At 66.2% G+C, this 22109-nt stretch carries 22 protein-coding genes; 4 read left to right on the top strand and 18 right to left on the bottom strand.

Features of this window, described 5'->3' with window-relative positions; all coding sequences use genetic code 11:
* The first annotated feature begins 180 nt into the window (after window positions 1-180).
* A complete protein-coding gene (locus tag TPR58_RS19095; protein WP_346248345.1) occupies window positions 181-864 on the top strand; it encodes a hypothetical protein in 684 nt (227 codons plus the stop codon).
* Between the two features lie 18 nt (window positions 865-882).
* Here the strand turns inward: TPR58_RS19095 and queE are convergent, their stop codons facing one another.
* The 7 genes from queE to TPR58_RS19060 all read right to left on the bottom strand — a co-directional run bounded on the left by queE (window position 883) and on the right by TPR58_RS19060 (window position 6871).
* Entirely contained in the window at window positions 883-1515 is a 633-nt protein-coding gene (gene queE, locus TPR58_RS19090) for a 7-carboxy-7-deazaguanine synthase (protein ID WP_346248344.1), read from the bottom strand.
* Between the two features lie 10 nt (window positions 1516-1525).
* Window positions 1526-2212 carry a 7-cyano-7-deazaguanine synthase QueC gene (queC, locus tag TPR58_RS19085; RefSeq protein WP_346248343.1) on the bottom strand — a complete coding sequence of 229 codons (687 nt, stop codon included), beginning with the start codon at window positions 2210-2212 and terminating at the stop codon, window positions 1526-1528.
* A gap of 116 nt (window positions 2213-2328) precedes the next feature.
* Complete coding sequence (locus tag TPR58_RS19080) at window positions 2329-2739, bottom strand: hypothetical protein (protein ID WP_346248341.1); 411 nt, start codon at window positions 2737-2739, stop codon at window positions 2329-2331.
* Between the two features lie 93 nt (window positions 2740-2832).
* On the bottom strand, window positions 2833-3774 hold the full coding sequence (hslO, locus tag TPR58_RS19075; protein WP_346248340.1) for an Hsp33 family molecular chaperone HslO: 942 nt from the start codon (window positions 3772-3774) through the stop codon (window positions 2833-2835).
* Between the two features lie 143 nt (window positions 3775-3917).
* On the bottom strand, window positions 3918-4841 hold the full coding sequence (argF, locus tag TPR58_RS19070) for an ornithine carbamoyltransferase (protein ID WP_346248339.1): 924 nt from the start codon (window positions 4839-4841) through the stop codon (window positions 3918-3920).
* A gap of 62 nt (window positions 4842-4903) precedes the next feature.
* Complete coding sequence (locus tag TPR58_RS19065; RefSeq protein WP_346248338.1) at window positions 4904-6100, bottom strand: aspartate aminotransferase family protein; 1197 nt, start codon at window positions 6098-6100, stop codon at window positions 4904-4906.
* A gap of 147 nt (window positions 6101-6247) precedes the next feature.
* Window positions 6248-6871 carry a hypothetical protein gene (locus tag TPR58_RS19060; protein ID WP_346248337.1) on the bottom strand — a complete coding sequence of 208 codons (624 nt, stop codon included), beginning with the start codon at window positions 6869-6871 and terminating at the stop codon, window positions 6248-6250.
* A gap of 94 nt (window positions 6872-6965) precedes the next feature.
* Here TPR58_RS19060 and TPR58_RS19055 point away from each other — a divergent pair, with 94 nt between their 5' ends.
* Entirely contained in the window at window positions 6966-7460 is a 495-nt protein-coding gene (locus TPR58_RS19055) for a hypothetical protein (protein WP_346248336.1), read from the top strand.
* Between the two features lie 13 nt (window positions 7461-7473).
* Here the strand turns inward: TPR58_RS19055 and TPR58_RS19050 are convergent, their stop codons facing one another.
* Complete coding sequence (locus tag TPR58_RS19050) at window positions 7474-7866, bottom strand: VOC family protein (RefSeq protein ID WP_346248335.1); 393 nt, start codon at window positions 7864-7866, stop codon at window positions 7474-7476.
* Between the two features lie 43 nt (window positions 7867-7909).
* Complete coding sequence (locus TPR58_RS19045; RefSeq protein ID WP_346248334.1) at window positions 7910-8755, bottom strand: ABC transporter permease; 846 nt, start codon at window positions 8753-8755, stop codon at window positions 7910-7912.
* 50 nt (window positions 8756-8805) lie between these two features.
* Between TPR58_RS19045 and TPR58_RS19040 the strand changes: the two genes are divergently transcribed.
* On the top strand, window positions 8806-9501 hold the full coding sequence (locus tag TPR58_RS19040; protein WP_346248333.1) for a GcrA family cell cycle regulator: 696 nt from the start codon (window positions 8806-8808) through the stop codon (window positions 9499-9501).
* A gap of 74 nt (window positions 9502-9575) precedes the next feature.
* Here the strand turns inward: TPR58_RS19040 and TPR58_RS19035 are convergent, their stop codons facing one another.
* Window positions 9576-10412 (bottom strand): outer membrane protein, encoded by an 837-nt coding sequence (locus tag TPR58_RS19035; protein ID WP_346248332.1) that lies wholly within the window; start codon window positions 10410-10412, stop codon window positions 9576-9578.
* Between the two features lie 196 nt (window positions 10413-10608).
* On the opposite strand from TPR58_RS19035, the gene parE reads away from it, so the two are divergent.
* On the top strand, window positions 10609-12603 hold the full coding sequence (gene parE, locus TPR58_RS19030) for a DNA topoisomerase IV subunit B (RefSeq protein ID WP_346248331.1): 1995 nt from the start codon (window positions 10609-10611) through the stop codon (window positions 12601-12603).
* A 30-nt stretch (window positions 12604-12633) separates the two neighbouring features.
* On the opposite strand, the gene TPR58_RS19025 is transcribed toward parE, so the two are convergent.
* From TPR58_RS19025 to TPR58_RS18990, 8 genes are all read right to left on the bottom strand, one after another.
* Window positions 12634-13875 (bottom strand): threonine synthase, encoded by a 1242-nt coding sequence (locus TPR58_RS19025; RefSeq protein ID WP_346248330.1) that lies wholly within the window; start codon window positions 13873-13875, stop codon window positions 12634-12636.
* Window positions 13876-13879: 4 nt separating this feature from the next.
* Entirely contained in the window at window positions 13880-14716 is an 837-nt protein-coding gene (locus TPR58_RS19020; RefSeq protein WP_346248329.1) for a glutaminyl-peptide cyclotransferase, read from the bottom strand.
* 124 nt (window positions 14717-14840) lie between these two features.
* Window positions 14841-16058, bottom strand: coding sequence for an FkbM family methyltransferase (locus TPR58_RS19015; RefSeq protein WP_346248328.1), 1218 nt, complete (start codon window positions 16056-16058; stop codon window positions 14841-14843).
* 28 nt (window positions 16059-16086) lie between these two features.
* Window positions 16087-18417: a glycosyltransferase gene (locus tag TPR58_RS19010; RefSeq protein WP_346248327.1), complete on the bottom strand. Its 2331-nt coding sequence runs from the start codon at window positions 18415-18417 to the stop codon at window positions 16087-16089.
* 77 nt (window positions 18418-18494) lie between these two features.
* Window positions 18495-19064: a hypothetical protein gene (locus tag TPR58_RS19005; RefSeq protein ID WP_346248326.1), complete on the bottom strand. Its 570-nt coding sequence runs from the start codon at window positions 19062-19064 to the stop codon at window positions 18495-18497.
* Window positions 19061-19474, bottom strand: a complete 414-nt coding sequence (locus TPR58_RS19000) for a hypothetical protein (RefSeq protein WP_346248325.1) — start codon at window positions 19472-19474, stop codon at window positions 19061-19063. Before TPR58_RS19000 ends, TPR58_RS19005 begins: the two co-directional genes overlap by 4 nt.
* Window positions 19475-19584: 110 nt before the next feature.
* Complete coding sequence (locus TPR58_RS18995; RefSeq protein WP_346248324.1) at window positions 19585-20784, bottom strand: polysaccharide biosynthesis/export family protein; 1200 nt, start codon at window positions 20782-20784, stop codon at window positions 19585-19587.
* 32 nt (window positions 20785-20816) lie between these two features.
* Window positions 20817-22106, bottom strand: coding sequence for a glycosyltransferase family 4 protein (locus tag TPR58_RS18990; protein ID WP_346248323.1), 1290 nt, complete (start codon window positions 22104-22106; stop codon window positions 20817-20819).
* Window positions 22107-22109 lie beyond the last annotated feature (3 nt).

The following is a 22109-nucleotide window of genomic DNA, read 5'->3' as shown; positions in this document are numbered from 1 at the left end:
GCGACCGGGCGGCCCTTTTCCGTCGGGACGGCCGGCACGGACCGCCGGCGTTCTGCACCGGCGATCGGACGGCATGCGGTGAATTGCGCGATAAATGGAAAAAGGGTCTTGGGGCTGCCCTAAAAAATCCGTAACGAATCGGCTAACCAGTTTGGGATCCTAAAAAAAATGAGGGGCAGGATGCTCGTTCCGCGTTTCGCCATCGCACTTGCCGGCATGGCCGGCCTGTGTGCCGCCGCGCCGGCCTCGGCGCAGTTTTTCATGAAACCGATGAGCCTCGCCGGCGAGAGGACGCTTGGCGACGAGCCCGGCATGGTCGGCCCGGCCCTGCCGGGGGCAAGCCGCGACGAACTGCGCGCCGCACTCGTGTGGAACCTGCGCGCCGCGCTGAACGTCGCCGCGCTCCAGTGCCAGTTCGAGCCGACGCTGCTGACCCTGGACAATTACAACGCGATCCTGCGCGATCACGAAGGCGAGCTGCGCAGCTCCTATTCGACGCTGGAGAAATATTTCGTTCGCCAGGCGAAGAACAACAAGAAGGCCGGCCAGACCGAGCTCGATCGCTTCGGCACGCGGGTCTATTCCGGCTTCTCGACCGTCTCGGCGCAGCATACTTTCTGCGCGACTGCCGGCGATATCGGGCATGATGCGCTCTACGTGAAGCCGGGTGCACTGGGCGACCTCGCCCAGGACCGCATGCGCGAACTGCGCAACAGCCTGGTGCCGCGCGGCGAGCAGCAGTTCATCAATGCCCGGCGCCAGCCGCAATATCAGAGCTATCGCTTCCCCAACTTCGCCGACAAGAAGTGCTGGAAGAAGGACGTCTACGTCACGAAGCGCTGCCCTGCCCCGGGTCTGTCCTGACACTGCGCGGGGCTGCGGTCAGCGCAGCCCCAGCAGCTTGTGCGTCTGTAGCGAAAGCCGCCAGCGCGGCCGCTCCAGCGCGAAGGCGACCGCCGCCGCCTGATTGTCCGCCGCATGCACGTCGTCCATCGGCTGGACGAGGAAATGGCGGAAGTCCCAGGTCTCGATCGATGCGACGTCGGTGCCCGCCTGCGGCCAGACCAGCTTCAGCTCGTCGCCGGAACGCTGGACGACGCTGCTACCCGCTTTGGGGCTGATGCAGACCCAGTCGATCCCCGGATGAACCGCCAGCGTCCCGTTGCTCTCGATCGCGATCCGAAAGCCCCGCGCGTGCAGCGCGTCGACCAGCGCATCGTCCACCTGCAGCATCGGCTCGCCCCCGGTCAGCACGACGAAGCGCGCCTCGGCGCCCTCCCCCCAATGCCCGGCAACCGCCTCAGCCAGCGCAGCGCCATCGGCGAACTTCCCGCCGCCTGCGCCATCGGTGCCGACGAAGTCGGTATCGCAAAAGCGGCAGACGGCGGTAGCGCGATCCTGCTCGCGCCCGCTCCACAGGTTGCATCCGGCAAAGCGGACGAATACCGCGCGTGCGCCGGCATTGACCCCCTCCCCCTGCAGGGTGAGGAACATCTCCTTGACCGCGTAGATCATCGCCCCGCCCTTACGGCTTCACCGCATAGGCGGTGGGATCGGGCAGGCCGGCCTCCTCGAACCCGCGCGAACGCAGCCGACAGCTGTCGCACAGCCCGCAATGCAGCCCGCCCGGTGCCGGATCATAGCATGACCAGCTGAGCCCCGCATCCAGGCCGAGGCGCGCCGCTTCCTTCGCGATATCCGCCTTGGTCATATGTTGCAGCGGCGCCTGGATGCGGAACCCCTCCCCCTGTGCTCCGGCCCGGGTCGCCAGTTCGGCAAGCTTCTCGAACCCGGCGATGAATTCGGGCCGGCAGTCGGGATAGCCGGAATAATCGAGCGCGTTGACGCCGATATAGAGGTCGCGCGCGCCCGCCGCCTCAGCCCAGCCCAGCGCCAGGCTGAGGAAGATGGTGTTTCGCGCCGGCACATAGGTAACCGGAATGTCGTTCTCGACGACGCCGGTCTTTGGCACCTCGATATCGTCGGTCAATGCCGACCCGCCAAAGGCCCGCAGGTCGAGCGGCAGGACGATGTGGCGCTTCGCGCCCAGCATTGCGGCGATCCGGCGCGCGGCGGCAAGCTCCACCTGGTGCCGCTGATTATAGTCGATCGAAAGCGCCAGGATGTCGAAGCCGTCCTCGCGCGCCCGCGCGGCGGACACCATCGAGTCGAGGCCCCCCGACACCAGCACCACTGCCAAAGCCTTGCTCATCGCCGCAGGGCTAGAGGTTTTTTGCATTGCGTCAAACCACCAAAGAAAAGGGCCGCGAGATGCGGCCCGGATGCAGGGCGCCCCGCCGCGGCGGGGCGCCTGTCATGATGTCGGGATCAGCCGCAGCTTCCGACCTTGCGGCCTTCCAGTTCGTTCGAGAAAGGCGAACCGTCCCGCACGCCGGCAGTCGTGACGACCACCAGCTTCGACGTCTCGACCGTGATGCTGGTACGCCCCCAGCCATGGCTGGGGCAGGTATAGTGGACCGCGGCACTGTCCTTGCCGTTCTCCAGCACGACCTGGTTGCACTGGGCGCCGGGGTGATTGATCTGGATGAGCGCCGCCGGGTTGCGCAGGCACATCTTCTGCACCTCGCGCCCGCCTTCGCGAAACACCCACTGACCGCCCTCGATCCCGTTCAGCGCGGTCAGGCCGCTGCGCTGCTGCGCATAGGCACCGCCCGCGCCGACCCCGGCGAGGACCGCAAGACCGGCCAATGCCGCAAAACCCGTCTTCCTGACCGTCATCGTTCCCGTCTCTCGCCCGCGCCATGGCCGCCTGCCCGGCGACCGATCCCAGTTCATCGTTCGTAACGCACGATATGGCGCAGAAACGGGGCATTACAATGTCGGCGATGTGAAATCCGACAAGCGCACAGGGAATTTGGTGGAGCAGAAGGCGCAATCGACGGTGATGATCCCGTTCTCGTCCGCCATCTCCGCGCGATCCTCCTCCGGAAACTTGGCGATCACCTGGGTGATATAGTCGATGTCGCAGCGGCACCCGCGCACGAGCAGCGCATCGCTTACCACGCGGACCTCGTCCTCCTCGTTGAAGAGGCGCCACACCAGCGTCTCCAGCGGCACGGCCGGATCGGTAAGCTCGTCGACCCCCATGGTCGAGCCCAGCGCCTCGACATGATCCCATTCGGGATATTGCACTTCGCGCGCATGGAGCCGCTCGCGCCCCTCCTCGCCTTCGGGAAGATATTGCAGCAGCATGCCGCCGGCGATCAGCTTGCCGTCGTCGCCCCGCATCGTGCCGAGACGCACCAGGCTGGGGATCTGCTCGGACTGGTCGAAATAGCTCTCGGCCGCCGCCGCGATCGACTCCCCGTCGAGCGGCACGATGCCCTGATAGCGCTCCCCCGTCGTCGCCTGGTCGAAGGTGATCGCCAGATAGGCCTGATTGAACAGCGCCGACAGCGTCGGGTTCTTGCCAAGCCGCGACAGCTTCTCGGCATCATACTGGACATAGCCGCGCAGCTCGCCGCCCTTATAGTCGGCGACCAGCAGGCTCACGATTCCCCGCGCGGCCTGGACCTGCATCGTCATCTGCCCCTCGCCGCCCTTCATCGTCGAGCCCAGCAGCGCAGTGAGCGTCAGCGCCTCCGCAAGCACGCGTTCGATGCAGGCGGGATAGGCGTGCGCCGACAGGATCTGGTCGAGCACCGGGCCCAGCCGCGCCATTCGCCCGCGGGCATGGCGCGCCGGCAGGGTGAAGCCGATCGCCCGATCGAAATCGTCGCCGGCGGGAGTGGGCAGGTTTGCAGTGTCGGTCACAACAACTTCCTCGTCATCCTGGCGCATGCCGGAGTCTGGTGGCCCTGTCGGGCTGCACATGTGAATGGGAGCGCCGGCATGTCACCGGCGCCCAATATGTAGGGATCGGGCGCGCGCAGACAACTGCGGCGCGAGGGCGAGGGTCAGCCGATCTGGCCGAAGCACCAGCGCAGCACCGACTTCTGGGCATGGAGGCGGTTCTCCGCCTCCGGCCAGATCAGCGACTGCGGTCCGTCGATCACCTCGTCGGTCACTTCCTCGCCGCGATGCGCGGGCAGGCAGTGGAGGAACTTCGCGTCAGGCTTGGCCGCGGCCATCAGGTCGGCAGTGACCTGATAGGGCATCATTGCCGCCAGCTTCGTGTCGGCATGGGCCTGGCCCATCGAGATCCAGGTGTCGGTGACGATGATGTCCGCCCCCTCGACCGCCTCGCGCGGATCGCCCACCACCCGTGCCCGGCCCTGGCCGCGCGCGACATCGGCGTCGCTCGGCTGGAACCCCTGGGGACAGGCTGCGACCACGTCGAACTGCATCAGCGCGCCGGCCTCGATGATCGAGGCGAGCACGTTGTTGCCGTCGCCCAGCCACGCGACCTTGAGCCCGGGCAGCGACCGGCCGCTTTCGATGATCGTCAGCAGGTCGGCCATGATCTGGCACGGATGCGACGCATCGGTCAGGCCGTTGATCACCGGCACGCTGGCATAGTCCGCCATCTCGATCAGCTTGGCATGATCGTCGGTGCGGACCATGATCGCGTCGCAATAGCCCGAGAGCACGCGCGCGGTGTCCGCCACCGTCTCGCCCCGGCCAAGCTGGGTCGTCCCGGAATCCAGCACGACCGAGCTGCCGCCCAGCTGGCGGATCGCCATGTCGAACGAGACGCGGGTTCGCGTCGAATTCTTCTCGAACACCATCGCCAGCGTATGGCCGGCCAGCGGCGCGTCGGCGTCCGCCCTGCCCTTGGCAAAGCCCGCGCGCGCCGCCTTGCGGTCCAGCGCGTCGTTCAGCATCGCGGCGATCCCGTCAGGGCCCGCGTCGGAAAGGTCCAGGAAATTGCGATAGGTCATGTGAGCGTTCCCCCTGTCGACCGGCCCCGCCCGGGCGCATCCGCCCCGGCGGGCCGTGACGCTCAGTCGTCGCTGGGCGGCGCGTAGCTGCGCGCGCCTGCGCTCAGCTTCTCGATCGCCTCGTTGATGTGCGCGTCCTCGATCACCAGCGGTGGCAGCACGCGGAACACGTTCTCGCCCGCGGCCACGGTCAGCAGGCCGTGATTGTCGCGCAGATGCGCCACGAAGCTGCGCGCCTCGGCCGGCTGCTTGAGCTTGATGCCCAGCATCAGGCCCTTGCCGCGAATCTCGTCGAACAGGTGATCATGGTTCGGGATCAGCTGCTCGAACGCCGCGCGCAGGCGCTCGCCCATCTTGGTCACGCGCTCGAAGAAGCCCGGCTCGAGCATCACGTCGAGGATTGCCGATCCGGCAGCCATGGCGAGCGGATTGCCGCCATAGGTCGAGCCGTGCGTACCGAACACCATGCCCTTGGCCGCTTCCTCGGTCGCCAGGCACGCGCCCAGCGGGAAGCCGCCGCCGATGCCCTTCGCCACGGTCATGATGTCGGGGATGATGCCGTAATGCTCATGCGCAAAGAACTTGCCGGTGCGGCCGTAACCGCACTGGATCTCGTCGAGGATCAGCAGCATGCCGCGCTCGTCGCAGGCCTTGCGCAGGCCCTGGATGAACTCGGGCGTGCCCGCGGTCATCCCGCCCTCGCCCTGCACCGTCTCGACCATGAAGCCGGCGGTATCGTCGTCGACCAGCGCCAGGGCGGCCTCGAGATCGTTGAACGGCGCATAGTCGAAGCCCGGCAGCAGCGGCTCGAACCCGTCGCGCATCTTCGCCTGGTTGGTCGCCGAGATCGCCCCCATCGTCCGCCCGTGAAAGGCGTTGTGGAAGGTGATGATCTTGGTCTTGTTCGGATTGCCGCTGACATAATGATAGCGGCGCGCGGTCTTGATCGCGCACTCGATCGCCTCGGCGCCCGAATTGGTGAAGAACACCGTGTCGGCAAAGCTGTTGTCGACGATGCGCTTCGCCAGTGCCTCGCCCTGGGGCGAGCCGTACAGGTTCGACACGTGCATCAGCGTCGCTGCCTGTTCCTGGATCGCCTTGGTCAGGTGCGGATGGCCATGGCCCAGCGCATTGACCGCGATGCCGGCGGCGAAGTCGAGATAGCGCTCGCCTCTTTCGCCGATCAGGTAGCAGCCCTCGCCTCGCACCGGACGCACATCGCACCGCGGATAGACGGGCATGAGCGGGGTGATGGTCATCGGACTGCTCCTCGTTTGAAACGAAAATGGCGGCCCGATGCGGACCGCCGGAGGGCGCATTTACTTGGGGAGTGTCCATAGCGTCAACACCGCGGTGACGGAGTGTCGATCGGCCATGCCAAAGGGTTATGGGCAGCCCGGCGCCGCCTAGAAATACCAGACCAGCTTCCGCACCTTGAACGGAGCCGGCGCGGTGAACACCGCGATGAGGACGTCGCCCGGCCTTGCCGTCATCGCGACAGGGCGCCGCGGATCGAGTCGGATTGCGGGCCTGGCGTTGAAATTATCGTCCAGCCGCGCACGATAGACGCCGACCAGCCTGGCACCTGGCAGCGTCGTCCGGATGCTGCCGACGAACCGCCCACTGATCGGTCCGGCCTTGGGCAACTGGTCGCTATGTCCAGTATCGTCGGCGACCATCCCATCGCACCGGGTGGTGCGCGGATCGATCCGGTCGCAATGATAGGCGCGATCGGGATGGAGCGGCGCCCGGCCCTCGACCGCGAGCGTCACCATCGCGATTTCCCGTTCCCCGATCAGCCGCTCGATTTCGAAGGGTTCGCAGGCGGCGGGATTCTCGTTCGCCGGATCAGCAAGGTAGTCGTAAAGCCGCGGCAATGCCTGCAAAGGCGGTTCGTTCTCCACGGTGGAGCGCAGCGTCTCGAACTGCGGCAGATAGGGGCAGGCCGCATCCTGCGCCGACGCAGTCCGCCCTGCGCATGAGACAAGGGCGATCGCGATACCCACAAGCCATTGCCATATCCGGCTCATATGACTGGCCCTCCCCTACGCAACGCGATCGATCTAGGCTCGCGCAAGGCGAGTCGCCGATGCGCCACCCGCTTTCCAGTCAGGACTATCACAAATGACCTCGCCGATCTCGCTGGCTCCCTCGACCACTCCGCCGGTCCGCAATGCCACCCGGCTGCTGACGATGGTCCATGAACTGCACAAGGCGGGCTATCAGCGCATCCGGATCAGTCCGGGCATGTCGCCGAGCGGGGTCTATTGGCGCTGCTCGATCACGCACATCGGCGCAATGGACGCGGATGGGCGGCGGGTCGCGCCGGGTGCGGCGGCGGACCAGGTCGCCTTCTACACGTCGGGCGCAGAGGATCGCTATTTCGACTGGCCCGACGCGAGAGCCAGGTCCGGCCGCGAGCTTGCCGTTCGATTCATCGAGCGGTTCCCGCAGATCGCGCAGCCCGGGCTGGGGCGCGACTGGGCCTATGCGGGCTGGCTGACCGAGATATTGGGCCGGGCCGAACTCGGGCGGCTTCCGGTTTTCTTCGCCGATTATCCGCTGAGCTTTGAGGACGGCGACCTGCCGCCCGCCCCGGCCACCGCTCCCTCCGCCTGACGCCCGCCGCAGCTCACTTCTCGCGGTGGATAGCGCACAGCTTGTTGCCGTCCGGATCGCGGACATAGGCCAGGTTGATCCGGCCCATGACGCTGTCGCGCGGTCCGGGCGCATCCTCGATCGACGTGCCGCCATGCGCCACCGCGACGTCATGAAATTCGCGGACCTGGTCGAGCGAGCTGCACTTGAACCCGATCGTGCTGCCATTACCGAAGGTGGCCGGCGCGTCGTCGATCGGCTCGCTGACGCAGAAGGTGCTGCCGTCGTGCCGGTAGAACAGGCGCACATGGCCGCTGCCGGCAACATTGCGGAGCGGCTCGCCCGCGCCGAGCACGCCGAGCACCGCATCGTAGAAGCGCTTCGCGCGCTCGATGTCGGTTGCCCCGACCATCACATGGTTCAGCATCGATTCTCTCCTGATGCGGGCCGCCGGCGCATGCCGGCGCGCCCTAGTTCTTCAGCTTCCATCCCTTGCGCAGCAGCGCGTAGCACAGCAGCGCCATCGCCACGTCGGTCGCCAGCAGGATCAGGCTTCCGGCAAGCACCGGCGAGTCAGCGACTCCCAGGAAGCCGTAGCGGAAGCCCGAGATGATGTAGAAAAACGGGTTGGCGTGACTGATCGCCTGGAACGTCGGCGACAGCTTTTCCACCGAATAGAAGGTCCCCGACAGCAGCGACAGCGGCGCGACGACGAAGTTGGTCACTGCCGCGGCATGATCGAACTTCTCCGCCCAGATCGACGTCAGCACGCCGAGCAGCGCGAGGAAGGTCGACCCCAGCAGTCCGAACCACAACACTGCCCAGAGATGCTGTGGCGTGACGTTCACGCCCGGCCAGATGGCCATCGCCACCCACACCGCAGCGCCGACGCAAAAGGCGCGGGTCACTGCGCCGCCGGTCAACGCCGCCAGCAACTCGGCGGTCGACAGCGGCGGCATCAGATAGTCGACGATCGTCCCCTGGATCTTGCCGACCAGCAGCGAGAAGCTGGCATTGGCGAACGCGTTCTGGAGCATGCCCATCACGATCAGGCCCGGGGCGATGAAATCGGCGAAGTGGACCTCGCGCCCCTGGAGCGGAACGGTGCGCCCGCCACCGCCCAGCGCGACGGTGAAAATGACCAGAAACAACAGCGTCGTGACCGCAGGCGCCCAGACAGTCTGGAGCTGCACCTTGAAGAAACGGCGCACCTCCTTCACATATAGGGTCCTGAGCCCTCCCCAATTGACGTTGCGGATCACCGGTACGCCCTGTTGGGGCAGTTGGGCTTGACCGATTTCGGGGTGGCTGCTCATGGCTGTGCGGGTAACCGCTGCCGCCGCCGCCCGCAAGTTGAAGGACGAAGATGAGCTGGACTGAAGAGCGTATCGATACGCTGAGGAAGATGTGGAACAGCGGGCTGACCGCGACGCAGATCGCCGAGGAACTGGGCGGCGTCAGCCGCAACGCGGTGATCGGCAAGGCGCATCGCCTGGGCCTGCCGTCGCGTCCTTCGCCGGTGAAGTCGAGCGAGGCGAAGACCGCGGCTGCCGCTGCACCGGCCGCGCCGGTCGAGCCGAAGCCGGCACCCCCGCCCAAGGTTGCCGCCCCGGCACCCGAGGTCGTGCGCGCACCGGTCGAGCGTGCGCCCGCACCCGCCGCGCCCGCGCCCGTCACCGCCGAGCCTGCGGCCGCCCCGGTCGAGCCGCGCCCGGTTCCCGATGGTCCGGTGCTGCGCTCGGTCGGCCCCGGTGGTTTCGTTCGCCAGAATCCCGGCGAGCAGGCGCCCCCGGCCCAGCCCGCGCCGCCGCGCCGCCTGGTCCCGGCCAAGCCTTCGGATGCGATCGCTGGCAAGACCAGCCTGCTCGATCTGAACGACAAGATTTGCAAATGGCCGCTGGGCCATCCGGGCGAGCCCGACTTCCACTTCTGTGGCGACAAGGTGAACCCGGGCTTCCCCTATTGCGTCGCGCATTGCGGCCACGCCTATCAGGCACAGTTGCCGCGCCGCGACCGGCGCCCGCCGCCGCCGCTGCCGTTCGGCGGCCCGCGGGTTCGCTGATCTTCCCTTCACGGGCATGAAAAAAGGGCCGGTGGATCGCTCCACCGGCCCTTTTCCTTTGCGTCAACGCGGGATCAGAAGCGGAAGGCCGCCGTCGCGCGAATGGCGTGATGATCGAAACGGTTGTCCGAACGGATCAGGTCGGTGCCGCCGGCGCCGCCCAGCAGGAACGGGCTGGTCGGAACCGCAGTACCCGCACCGACGCGGACATTGTAGTCGTCATCATTGTAGCGGGTGTAGAGATACTCGACACCGACCGAGAAGTTGCGGCCGATCTTCTGCTCGACACCGCCGCCGGCAGCCCAGCCCCACACGTCGTCCTTGCCGGTCGCCGTGAAGCTGTTGACCGTATTGGTGGTCGAGAAGCTGTGATCGACCTTGGCATAGGCGCCACCGCCAGTTGCGTAGAACAGCGTCTTGCCGCCTGCCGCATAACCGGCGCGCAGGCGCAGGCCGGCGTTCCAGTCGATCTCGCGGGTCATCGTGTACGCAGCCGGCGTGGTGCTGAATGCGCTGACGCTGTCGCGGATGTCGGTCTTGCCGATATCGCCGACGACACCGAATACCAGGTTGCCAGACTGGAAGTCCCAGCCGACGCGGGCGGCGTAGTTGATGCCGTCCTTGTCGTTGGCGCAGGCAACGTTCGCGCTCGAAGTGGCTGCGCCGTTGCAGAAGCCCGGCGAGAAGGCGTTGGCGCCGCCCGAGGTGACGACGGTATCGCCGAACGAACCGTTCAGGTCGCGATCGAACAGGATCGATTCGCCGACGTCATTTCCCTGGAACGAATAGCCGACGGAAGCGCCGATATAGGGACCGCTGAATTCCTGCTCGGGGGCATCCTGGGCAAAGGCGGGGGATGCAGCAAGAACCAGCGCGCCGGTGGCGGCGCCCATCAGGGTACGCAGATACATGGGGAACTCCATTCATATACAGGGAGTGGGAGAACGCAGTTCGACCCTTTGATATCCCGCACCTGCGAAACGATTTGTGCAGTGTGTCATTTCGACAACAGGTCCGTTCTGGATCAAATCCGCCGGTCGTGCCGCGCGCTCCCCAGGATCGGCGCGCCCTTTGCGTGCCAGCCGTTCACCCCCTATACGTTCCGCCATGGCCACAAAGTCCGACGACGATCTGTTCGCTGCCCCCACCCCGGTAGCCGGCACCTATGACGCTTCCTCGATCGAGGTGCTGGAAGGGCTGGAGCCCGTCCGTCGCCGGCCCGGCATGTATATCGGCGGCACCGACGAGCGCGCCTTCCATCACCTCGCCGCCGAAGTGCTCGACAATGCGATGGACGAGGCGGTGGCAGGCCATGCCAGCCGGATCGAGATCGTGCTCGACAAGGGCAACCGGCTGACCATCATCGACAATGGCCGCGGCATCCCGACCGATCCGCACCCCAAATTTCCCGACAAGTCGGCGCTCGAGGTGATCCTGTCGACGCTGCATTCGGGCGGCAAATTCTCGGGTAAGGCCTATGCGACCTCGGGCGGCCTGCACGGTGTCGGCATCAGCGTGGTCAACGCATTGTCGATCGAGACGATCGTCGAGGTCGCGCGCGACAAGCAACTCTATCGCCAGCGCTTCAGCCAGGGCCAGACGCTGGGGCCGATCGAGCATGTCGGCCCGACCCAGAATCGCCGGGGCACCAGCGTCATCTTCACCCCCGATCCCGAGATCTTCGGCCCGGAGATGCACTTCAAGCCGGCCCGGCTGTACAAGCTGGCCCGGTCAAAGGCCTATCTGTTCGCGGGCGTCGAGATTCGCTGGAAGTGCGACCCGTCGGTCATCACCGACGATACCCCGGCCGAGGCGGTGTTCCAGTTCCCCGGCGGACTGGCCGATCATCTCAAGGAGCAACTCGGCAAGCGTGACTGCGCGACCAGCGACTTCTTCTCGGGATCGCAGGAGTTCCCCGGCGAGAATCAGGGCCGCGTCGAATGGGCGGTCGCCTGGCCGCTTTGGAGCGACGGGTCGTACAGCTGGTATTGCAACACCATCCCCACCCCCGATGGCGGCACGCACGAGGCCGGCCTGCGCGCCGCGCTGACCAAGGGCATCCGCGCCTTCGGCGACCTGGTCGGGCAGAAAAAGGCCAAGGACATCACCGCGGACGACGTGATGACGGGCAGCGAGTTGATGCTGTCGGTGTTCGTGCGCGATCCGCAGTTCCAGTCGCAGACCAAGGACCGGCTGACCTCACCCGAGGCGGCGGGGCTGGTCGAGAAGGCGGTGCGCGACCATTTCGACCATTTCCTTGCCGACAACATGGACCGCGGCAAGGCGCTGCTGGGCTATGTGCTCGAGAAAATGGACGACCGCCTGCGCCGCAAGCAGGAACGCGAGGTCAAGCGCAAGACCGCGACCTCGGGCCGCAAGCTGCGCCTGCCGGGCAAGCTGACCGATTGCTCCGCGGACGATCCCGCCAATACCGAGCTGTTCATCGTCGAGGGCGATTCGGCCGGCGGCAGCGCCAAGCAGGCGCGCGACCGCAAGACCCAGGCAATCCTGCCGATCCGCGGCAAGATCCTGAACGTCGCCTCGGCGACCAGCGCGAAGATCCTGGCCAATCAGGAGATCGCCGACCTGATCCTCGCCATGGGCTGCGGCACGCGCAAGGACTGCCAGCCGGACAATCTGCGCTACGAACGCATCATCATCATGACCGACGCGGACGTCGACGGCGCCCATATCGCGACGTTGCTGATGACCTTCTTCTTCCAAGAGATGCCCGATCTGGTCCGGCGCGGGCACCTCTATCTGGCGCAGCCGCCGCTCTATCGACTCACTGTGGGCGCGAAGAGCATCTACGCCCGCGACGATGCGCACCGCGCGCAGATCGAGAAGAAGGACTTCAAGGGCAAGAAGGTCGAGGTAAGCCGCTTCAAGGGTCTGGGCGAGATGAACCCCAACCAGTTGAAGGAAACCACGATGGACCCGAAGACGCGCGGCCTGCTGCGCGTCACGCTGCCGCAGGAATATGAAGAACGCGCGGGCGTGAAGGATCTGGTCGATCGGCTGATGGGCAACAACCCCGCCCACCGCTTCGCCTTCATCCAGGAAAATGCGGCGCGACTGGAGGAAGACGCGATCGACGCCTGATCGGTCGCCACGCCGCCCGTCAGCGTCCGCCTAGAGCGACGCGAAGTCGATCGGGCCGTTGCGGTCCAGCGTGCGCGACTGATCCGCCATCGGGTATTTCAACCCGGTCGCGCAGTTGAACAGCAGCACCTTGTCGTCGGGAGCGACCAGTCCTTCGGCCAGCGCGTTCCGCCATGCGGCGAGCGTCGCGCCACCCTCCGGGCAGAGCAGCAGGCCATCGGTGCGCGCGGCATCGTCCACCGCCTGCAGGATCGCGGCATCGCTGACCGCCAGCGCGGCGCCGTTCGACTGGCGTACGGCATCGAGGATCAGGAAGTCGCCTACCGCTTGCGGCACGCGGATGCCCGCCGCGACGGTATGCGCATCCTCCCAGCGGGTGGCATGGCGCTCGCCCTGCTGCCAGGCGCGCACCATCGGCGCACAGCCCTCGGCCTGGACGGCGTACATGCGCGGCCGCTTCGACCCGATCCAGCCGAGCGCCTCCATCTCGTCGAACGCCTTCCACATGCCGATCAACCCGGTGCCGCCGCCGGTGGGATAGAAGATCGCGTCGGGCAGTTCCCAGCCGAACTGCTCGGCCAGTTCGAGGCCCATCGTCTTCTTGCCCTCGATCCGGTACGGCTCCTTCAGCGTCGACAGGTCGAACCAGCCGCGCGCCTTCGCACCCTGCCCCACCAGCTTGCCGCAATCGTCGATCAGGCCGTTGACCCGATAGACGCGCGCGCCCTGTGCGGCGATCTCGCGCACGTTGATCTCGGGCGTATCGGCGGGGCAGAAGATCACCGCCTCGATCCCGACGCGGCTGGCATAGGCAGCGGCCGCTGCGCCGGCATTGCCGTTGGTCGGCATCGCGATGGTGGTGACGCCCAGCTCCCGGGCCATCGCGATCGCCATGACGAGGCCACGCGCCTTGAACGATCCGGTCGGCAGCCGCCCCTCGTCCTTCACCCACAGGTTCGACGCACCGGCCGCGCGTGCCACCGCGGGCAAATCGACGATCGGCGTCGCGATCTCGCCCAGGCTGACGATATTCTCCGTCCGGCGAACCGGCAGGATCTCGCGGTAGCGCCACAGGTCGGCCGGTCGCCCGGCCAGCACCTCGGGGGTCAGCGCCCGGGCTGCCGCCGCCAGATCATAGCGTACCAGCAACGGCCGGCCGACCGCCGACAGTCCGTGCAGGCGATCGGCCTCATAGCGCTCGCCGGTCATCGAACATTCGAGATGGGTGACGAAGGTCGGGCGATCCGCCGTCAGATTATCGTCATGGCGCATGCGGTCAGCCGCCCGCCTTGCACGCCATGATTTGCGCCGCCTGCCCCATTGCCGGCGCGGAATCGGGCTGGCGCGACCCTTCGCGGACCTCGTACAGTTCGGGCCAGCGCTTGCCGGTCAGGAACAGCCGCTTGCCCGCGGGATCATAGGCGATGCCGTTGGGAACCGCATCCGGGTCGCTGGTCTGCGGCCCGAGACCGGTCACATCGAGGAAGCTCGTCACCTTGCCGGTCGCCGGATCGATCCGCGCGATCAGCTTGGTCTGCCAGATATTGGCATAGATCTCGCCATCGACCCATTCGAGCTCGTTGAGCTCCTCGACGGGGCAGCCGTTTGCGGTGACGGTCAGCTTCGACACTTCCTTCATCGTGGCGGGATCGAGAAAGCGGAGCACCGGCGTTCCGTCGCTGAGGATGATGTTCTTGTCGTTGCGGGTCAGGCCCCAGCCCTCGCCCTCATAGGAAAAGCCCGGCTGCGGGGTGAAATCCTTGATCGTGTAGGTGAAGCCCTGCTGGTTCTTCCACGTGACCTGATGGACGCGGTCGCCCCAGTCGACGATGCCTTCGCCGAAATAGGCCGGGCTCAGATCCTGCTGCTGCAGCACCTTGCCGGTCGCCGGATCGACCTTGCGCAGGTTCGACGTCCCCTCGCCGCCCGTGCTCTCGTAGAAATGGCCGTCGCGGTAGAACAGGCCCTGGGTGAAGGCGTCGGGATCGTGCGGCATCGTCTTGACCACGGTGACCGCATAGACCGGCGGCGTGCCCGATCCCCTGAAGAACAGGAACCAGGCCGCCGCCGCAAGCGCAACCACGCCGAGAAGAATCAGGATCAGGCGCCGCATCGGTCCTCGCATGTCTGTGCCGGCCCCTTTTGGCCGGAGTCCCCAGCGTTATGCCGACTGGCCGCGCAGCCGCCAAGCTGCACGGCGAGAAATCGGATGCGCCCCGGCGCGCTCGACGCGCCGGTTAGGGCGCCTCGGCCGCCTGCCCCTTGTCCGCGGCCTGCGGCACCGCCAGCAGATCCCATTCGATCTTGTCGTCCTCCGCGACTTCGGGCACGCCGTTCGGGCCAGGCACGATCCCGTCGCGGTGAATGAAATCATAGCCCCGCGCGCGCAGGAAGTCGTAGATCTCGACATAGTCATAGCCGGCGCGACGCATCCAATAGGGCGAGATCTCGATGAAGATCGTCGGACGATCACGCGAGATCGTCTCCGCCATCCCCTTCAGCACGTAAAGTTCATAGGCTTGAACGTCGATCTTCACGAAGCGGACCGGCCGCCCCTCCAGATGCTGCGGCAGGAGCGTGTCGAGCGTATGAACCGCCACGCGCTCGCCTCGCGCGTCCTCAGCGTCGTTTTCGGTGTCGACCGCCAGCGCGCCGAAATTATGATCTCCGTCATAATCGACCGAGAACATGGTGACGCTGCCCTCCTCGGCACCGGCGGCGGCGTGGATGGGCAGGATATTGTACCGGCGGTTCAGCGCCGCATTGGCGTGCACCAGCCGGTACATCAGCGACTGGGCCTCGATCGCGATCACCCGTCCCGCGTCGCCGACCAGCTTTGAGAAGACGACCGAGTGGTGCCCGAAATTGGCGCCGACATCGAGGACGACATCGCCCTCCCCGATATGTTGCTGGAACAGCTCGATGTCCCGCGGCGCCCAGGCGCCCTCGCGAACGATCGCGCCGGGTATCACCTCGTCGCTCGCCAGCACCAGGAACTCGCCCCAGTCGCCGTACACGATCTTGGTCCACTGGTTCAGGAGCAGCGAACGCGACACCGGCTGGGCTACCCCATCGAACATCACGCCGAGCAGCCAGGCCTCGCACCGCTCCGGCTCGCGCCCCGATACCGCGATCGATTCGATGCTGACCTCGAAGTCGCGATCATGCTTCGGCAGCCTGGCCTCGACGATCTCGCCGCCATGATCGCGCGACAGCGACACCAGCTCGGAGCCGGCGTCGGTCTTGATGATCACCGCCCCGCTCCATTCATGCGCCAGGAACTGGAGCGCTGTCGTCTCGGCAGAGCACATCAGCACCAGCGGCTCGCCGAAGCGATAGGTGCGAAGCGCGTCCGCGCCGAGCGCGGGGTTGGGAATCCGCTCCCATCCGGTCGCCCGGATGGTGCGGCACACGCCCTGCGAGAGCGCTTCAGCGATAGGCTGCCTTAAAGTCATCGTCCCTCTTTCCAATGTTCCCGAGCGTTCAGGCGCCGGCCGAAGCCAGCTGCATGCGCTTCATTTGATCCGATCCCGACGGCGCCTCGATCGCGGTGCCTCGTTCCTCGCGGACTCCCATCCGCACGAAGGCAGCCAGAAAGTCCCGCACCATGACGGCGTCGGTAAAGCGGGTTTCGTAATGGCGCCGCGCATTCGCTCCCAGGCGCGATCGGAGCAGCGGATCGGCGAGCAATCGCTCCAGTGCGGCGCCCAGCGCGACCGAATCACCGGGCGGGACCAGCAGACCACTTTCGCCATCGGTCACCACCTCGGGCCCGCCGCCCGCGTCGCCGGCGATCACCGGCTTGCCGAACACCATCGCCTCCAGGAAGACCAGTCCGAAGGATTCATACCGCGACGGCGCGACGAAGATGTCGCACTTCTGGTAGAAGCGGCGCAGTTCGTCTTCCTCGACCCGGCCATGAAAGCGGATCCGGCTCGCCACCGCCATGGGCAGCTTCCGCTTGAGAAACTCGCCCTTGTAGGTCGTGCCGTCGGGGCGCGGGATCGTGTCGTCGCCGACGATGTCGAGAATAGCGTTCGGATAGGCCTGAAGCACCTGGGGGATCGCCTCGAGCAGGACGTCGATGCCCTTGCGCGATTCCAGTCGCCCGACGAACAGCATCCGCGTTTCGCCTCCCGTGGCGGGCGGCGCCGGCTCCATGCCCTGCGACCAGTCCTCCATGCCATGCGGGGAGTAGAACAGGCGGTCTTCGGGCAGCGCCAGACCATATTGCTCGCGGATGTCGCGCACGATCGCCCGGCTGTTCGCATGCATCATGCCGGCGTTCTGGAGGATCAGTTCCTCCATCGCCAGGATCGGTCGACCGAACTCACGCATCCATTCGGCATCGGCGACCTTCAACGGCTGGCTCTCCAGCCAGAACCGCATCGTCGTCTGGAGCGCGACGATCAGCGGAAACTCGCCGCTCAGCAGGAAGGCCAGCGGCTCGCAGTCCCAGAGCGGGCAATAGACGATGTCCACCTTGTGCTTGGCGTCGATCGCCCGAACCTCCGCCAGCATGGTCTGGCCATAATTCCAGATGTGCGACGGCACGGCATGCGGCGCGATCGGCGACGGGCTGGGTTCGGGGAAGTGCCGCATCTCGACCCGGTGGACCCAGACGCCGTCCTCGAAATCGAGCGTCCCCGTCCCGCGCGACTTCGTCAGCACATGGACCTGATGCCCTTCGGCGGCGAAGGAACGCGCCAGCTGTGCGACGTTGCGCGCGATGCCGCCATTCTGGCCCGGCGGATAATCCTGCGTCACGAAACAGATGGTCGAACGATCCTCGTCCGGCAGGATCACCGGATAGCGGCTGAAGTCCGACCGATACGCCACCCGCGTCGCTTCGCTCAGCATCTTGGCCGGCTCGCTCGCGCGGGCCTGGCCGTCGCGGACAGCGCGCTCGGCTTCGTCGTAGAAACGCACCACCTCTTCGGCACTATAGTCGCCCGACTGCCGGCCGCACTCGATGCCGTGCTCCCAACCGCGCGCATCGGCCAGGCCGGCTTCGACCACCTCGTGCTTGCTGTGATGGTTCAACCCGTTGCGCAGTCCGAAATAGATCCGGTTCTTCAGCAGCGGATACCAGTTGCGCACGATCTTGCGTTCGTCGCGCAGATGGCTGGGCGCATATTTGTGATGCACGAATGCGTTGGACAGCTGGGCGATGCGATAGCCGGCGTCGTTGATCCGGCAACAGACATCGGTTTCGTCGAGGAAATATTCGAACTCCTCGTCGAACCCGCCAATCTCCAGCAGCGCCGACCGCCGGAACGAGCAATTGGTGCCGAGCAGGTGCGGATAATCGAGCGCAAACGGAAAGTTGATGTGCGGCGCCGGGACATTCCAGTCGGTGGGATAGCCCAGTCGGTTGGTGGTGACGTAGCGCGCCTGGAAGTTCACGCCGCTATTGTCATAGACGAAGCCGCCCGCGGCACCGACATCGGGATCGCGATACGCCTCGGCGAGGTCGCCGAGCCATTCGGGCTCCGGCACCGCGTCGTCGTCGATGAAGCAGACGACATCGCCCGCCGCCATCGCGATGCCGATGTTGCGCGACATCGACAGGATGCGTTCGGGGCAATGGGCGACCTTTATCTCGCCCTTCAGCGTCTCGAGATATTCGCGCGTGCCATCGGGCGTCGGCCCGGCGACCACGCACACCTCGAAATTGCGATATCTCGAATAGCGCAGCCCGCCCAGGGTGCGCTTGAGATAGTCCAGCCGGTTGTCGGTATTGATCACGACCGAGAAGGAAACCGAAGCTTCCTCCGCATTCTCAAAACCCGTCTTGGCCAAGTTGGTCATCATCGAATTCTTCCATCAGGTGCCTGAGGCCACCAGCAACATCTGTCCGCGCCAGGCCGGGTGCACTGGCATTGCGAAGGTCAGGACTCGTTCGACCGCTGCCCCGACGACGCCTGCGGGTTCGCCGTGCCCTGCCGGCGTTCCAGATCCGCGAGACGCCCCGCCACATCCTCCACCATGGCTTCGATCCGCAGCAGATCGGCCTTGAGATCCGTCATGGTGTCGGTGTCGCGGCGGTCGATTCCCCGGTCAGGCGCGACGGCGGCATCCCCATTCGGACCCCGCCCGACTGCGTCGCCGCTCTGCCCTTCGATCTGGTCGACGCGCCGCGACAGCCGGAGCACGACCCGGCTCATGCCGCGCAACGCCATGCTGAGGCTGCCGATCGAACTGTCGGCATAGGCCTTGGCTTCCTGAGATGCGAGCAAGGCGCGCGCCTCGATCCGCCGGCCGCTGTCGTCCGGAGCCGACCGGAGGGTCGCCAGCCGATGATCGACATAGGCTTCAGCATGCCGGGCGCCCACATTGCCCACTTCCTCGATACGGCGCGCCAGGTCCGCCAGGGTCAGTGACGAGGGGCCGCGGATCGCGCCCGGAGCCCCGGCAGAACCAGTCCGCCGCCCCAGTATCCGTCCGATGCCCCGGCTCACTTGCCGCCCCAGTTACGCGGTCGGGTGGAGAAGATCACCAGTTCCGAGATTTCGACGAGCACGCCGTGATGGACATAAAGCCGCACTTCCGTCCGCTCGGCGCGCTCATCGACCGAGAACTCGACCGTCAGGAATGCCAATGTGTCCTCGAACAGCGTCTCGGTCGAGACGGTGCGGTGCGCCAGCACCTCGCGGCCGGCGACGAACACGTCGAAATCGATCTGGCCGCGCGAGGAACCCGGAAGCTTTCGGACATAATAGCCTGCGACATAGGTGCCCGGGTCGAGCGTGGCATAGGGGCCGAAGCACAGATGCCCGGCCCGGCCGTCGGACACCCGCGACCCGCTCGGCAGATCGGACCCGACCGCACGCGGCAGCGTGGCGCCATCGTAGCGCGCGTAAGACGTCAAGAAAAAATCCTTCGTTCAAGAATTGCACGGACGGCGGAATGCCCGGTCGCCCGGTGTCGAGCCGGACGATGCGGAGATCCCGTCATGCGATGGTCCCGGTTGCGCATCGATCAGTTGAGCGCATTGCCGATCGCGATCGTGGAGAAAGCGAGATTGGACAGCGTCGACAGGAACTTCTGAAGATCGACGCCGGGGGCGTTCGAGACATAGAGGATGTCGTCGTCGCGGATCGCGAAGTTCTGGGCCACGAAGAAGCTCGAGGCGTTCGACAGGTTCAGGCGGTAGATGACCGGGATCTTGCCGTCCAACGTCTTGCGGGCGGTGGCGGCGACCGCGGGATCGAGTGCGCTGGGATCCTCCATCCGGAAGATGAACACGCCCTTCACATCGGCCCGATCGTCGCGAAGCCCGCCGATCCGGCCCAGCGCCTGCGCCAGGGTCAGGCCCGATCCCTCGAACGGAACCTCGGCATTCTGCGTCACCGCGCCCAGCGCGATGAAGCTGTAGGGCTGGAACAGCACCGTCACCACATCGTCGGGGCGAAGGCGGATATTCTGGCTGGAGTCGCGGATCACCGTCTCCAGCGGCATGACCGCTGCAGTGGAGCCACGCGACACCTGCACCGTCGTCTTGCCAACCGGCTGCTTGCTCCCGCCCGCAGCCGCCAGCACGTCGAGCAGGCGTTCGCCGCGCGAACTCAGCGGCACGCGGCGGTTGTTTGCCACCTCGCCGATGACGGTGACGTTGCGGGCCTCGTTCTGGACCAGTCGCACGACGGCCTGCGGACCATGTGCCTTGCCGGTCAGCCGGCGCACGATCTCCCGCTCGACCTCGGCGGTCGAGCGTCCGGCGACGACGACAGTTCCGACGAACGGGATCGACACCCTGCCGTCATCGCCGACCATCTGCTGGGGGATCGATGCGCTCTGTGCGACGAGCGGGTTGGCTGCCAGCCGCGCATCGACGCTGGTCACGCCGAACAGGACCGCCGGCGGCGCCTCCCAGATGGCGATATCGACGACGTCGCCACGACCGATGATCGTCCCCATCGGCGCCGCGTCGCCGAAGACTTCGGAGAAGCGCCGCGACACGCCAAAGGCCGAAACGCGTTCGACCACCTGATCGTCGAGATCGACCAGCTTGATCGATCCGGCGGCATAATTCTGATCGGCGGCACGCTTCACGGCCCCGGTCGAGGGGCCCGGCGCACCCAGCGTGGTGCAACCGGCAAGAGCCAGGGCAAGCAGCGCGATCGAGAACGGGCGTCGCGACCTGCGGGCCATTTCCAGAGCGCCTTCAAAAGCGGACATGCGTCTTTCCATTCGTTTGTATTCGTTTCGCATCAGCGGAACCGCCGGTAGAGACCGTCCAGCCGCTCGCGATAGGCAGCGGGGCTGAACTGCGCGGCCTGGGCGACACCGCGACGGCCAAGATCGTCCCTCAGCCCTTCGTCCGCATCGACCGTCCGGATCGCCGATGTCAGCGCGACGGTATCATAGGGGTCAACCATGAACGCCGCGTCGCCCGCGACCTCCGGCAACGAAGAGGTGTTCGAACAGATCACCGGCGTTCCAAGCAGCATCGCTTCCAGCGCCGGCAGGCCGAACCCCTCGTAGAGCGACGGGAACAGCGCCGCGCGGGCGCCGCGGATCAGGCTGACCAGCAGCCCGAACGACGCATAGGGCAGTCGGACGATGCGTTTCCCGGCATCGACGCCGGGACCCGTCTCGGCACTGCCGAGCAGCTTGAGCTCGCCCTTGGATCGCCATGCCTGGGCACCGATGATGACCAGCGGCGCATCGACCTTGCTGACCAGATAGGCCTCGATCATCCGGCCGATATTCTTCTTCGGCTCGATCGATCCCCAGAATAGGAAATAGCCCTTGTACGGAACCCCGGCCAGGCCCTCGACCTCCCGCGCGACCTGCGCCTCGGACTTTTCCCTCAGCGACGCGGGGATGTCCACCGACTGGTAGGTGTTGGTGATCCGGTCGGGCGAGATCCCCAGGATTTCGACCATGTCGCGCTTGGAACATTCTGACACCGTGACGAAATGATCGGCCGACCTGTCCAGCTTGCGCAGAAGCTGGAGATAGCGGCGCTTGTGGTCCAGCGTCGTATAGGGAAGCCGGAGCGGCACGATGTCGTGCACCGTGTAGAGGTTCGGCCTGCCCGCCACCGTCAGCGGCAGCGGATAGGTCCAGTGCACCAGGTCGGGATCGTCGTCGACCCGGACGCGCGACAGGCCGCCCCACAGCTTGAAGGCGCTCTGCGACCGCTTGAACACGTCCGACGCATTCAGCATCCGGTCGAAATAGGGAAGCCGCGCCTCGAAGGTTCGCGAGATGACCGCGCCGGTCATGGGCACTGCGGCGGCGCTGTGGCCGAGCGGCCCGCGAACGGCGTGCTGGACCTGGGTGAGGATATCGACGATCCCGCGCCGCTCTTCGGCCCCGTCGAAGAACGACACCTCGCGCAACAACCCGTCCTTGGCCGACGAGGCGTGGTTGCCATACAGCACCGATACCGAGTGACCGAGATTGTGAAGCTCGTAGCTCAGGTTGCGGGCATAGGTGGCCACGCCCGTGCCCTTCTCGAGCCCGAGATTATAGCCATCGATCAGGATCTTCATCGC

The sequence above is a fragment of the Sphingomonas rustica genome (assembly GCF_039652585.1).
In the GTDB taxonomy this organism is placed as follows: domain Bacteria; phylum Pseudomonadota; class Alphaproteobacteria; order Sphingomonadales; family Sphingomonadaceae; genus Sphingomonas; species Sphingomonas rustica.
Note: the sequence above shows the minus strand (reverse complement) of the source record. Positions and strands in the feature narration are given on the sequence as shown.

Coding starts and splice junctions, on each gene's coding strand:
- TPR58_RS19095 (WP_346248345.1), top strand. CDS start 181: ATGCTCGTTCCGCGTTTCGCCATCGCACTTGCCGGCATGGCCGGCCTG.
- queE (WP_346248344.1), bottom strand. CDS start 1,515: ATGATCTACGCGGTCAAGGAGATGTTCCTCACCCTGCAGGGGGAGGGG.
- queC (WP_346248343.1), bottom strand. CDS start 2,212: ATGAGCAAGGCTTTGGCAGTGGTGCTGGTGTCGGGGGGCCTCGACTCG.
- TPR58_RS19080 (WP_346248341.1), bottom strand. CDS start 2,739: ATGACGGTCAGGAAGACGGGTTTTGCGGCATTGGCCGGTCTTGCGGTC.
- argF (WP_346248339.1), bottom strand. CDS start 4,841: ATGACCTATCGCAATTTCCTGGACCTTTCCGACGCGGGCCCTGACGGG.
- TPR58_RS19065 (WP_346248338.1), bottom strand. CDS start 6,100: ATGACCATCACCCCGCTCATGCCCGTCTATCCGCGGTGCGATGTGCGT.
- TPR58_RS19060 (WP_346248337.1), bottom strand. CDS start 6,871: ATGAGCCGGATATGGCAATGGCTTGTGGGTATCGCGATCGCCCTTGTC.
- TPR58_RS19055 (WP_346248336.1), top strand. CDS start 6,966: ATGACCTCGCCGATCTCGCTGGCTCCCTCGACCACTCCGCCGGTCCGC.
- TPR58_RS19050 (WP_346248335.1), bottom strand. CDS start 7,866: ATGCTGAACCATGTGATGGTCGGGGCAACCGACATCGAGCGCGCGAAG.
- TPR58_RS19045 (WP_346248334.1), bottom strand. CDS start 8,755: ATGAGCAGCCACCCCGAAATCGGTCAAGCCCAACTGCCCCAACAGGGC.
- TPR58_RS19040 (WP_346248333.1), top strand. CDS start 8,806: ATGAGCTGGACTGAAGAGCGTATCGATACGCTGAGGAAGATGTGGAAC.
- TPR58_RS19035 (WP_346248332.1), bottom strand. CDS start 10,412: ATGTATCTGCGTACCCTGATGGGCGCCGCCACCGGCGCGCTGGTTCTT.
- parE (WP_346248331.1), top strand. CDS start 10,609: ATGGCCACAAAGTCCGACGACGATCTGTTCGCTGCCCCCACCCCGGTA.
- TPR58_RS19025 (WP_346248330.1), bottom strand. CDS start 13,875: ATGCGCCATGACGATAATCTGACGGCGGATCGCCCGACCTTCGTCACC.
- TPR58_RS19020 (WP_346248329.1), bottom strand. CDS start 14,716: ATGCGGCGCCTGATCCTGATTCTTCTCGGCGTGGTTGCGCTTGCGGCG.
- TPR58_RS19015 (WP_346248328.1), bottom strand. CDS start 16,058: ATGACTTTAAGGCAGCCTATCGCTGAAGCGCTCTCGCAGGGCGTGTGC.
- TPR58_RS19010 (WP_346248327.1), bottom strand. CDS start 18,417: ATGATGACCAACTTGGCCAAGACGGGTTTTGAGAATGCGGAGGAAGCT.
- TPR58_RS18995 (WP_346248324.1), bottom strand. CDS start 20,784: ATGTCCGCTTTTGAAGGCGCTCTGGAAATGGCCCGCAGGTCGCGACGC.
- TPR58_RS18990 (WP_346248323.1), bottom strand. CDS start 22,106: ATGAAGATCCTGATCGATGGCTATAATCTCGGGCTCGAGAAGGGCACG.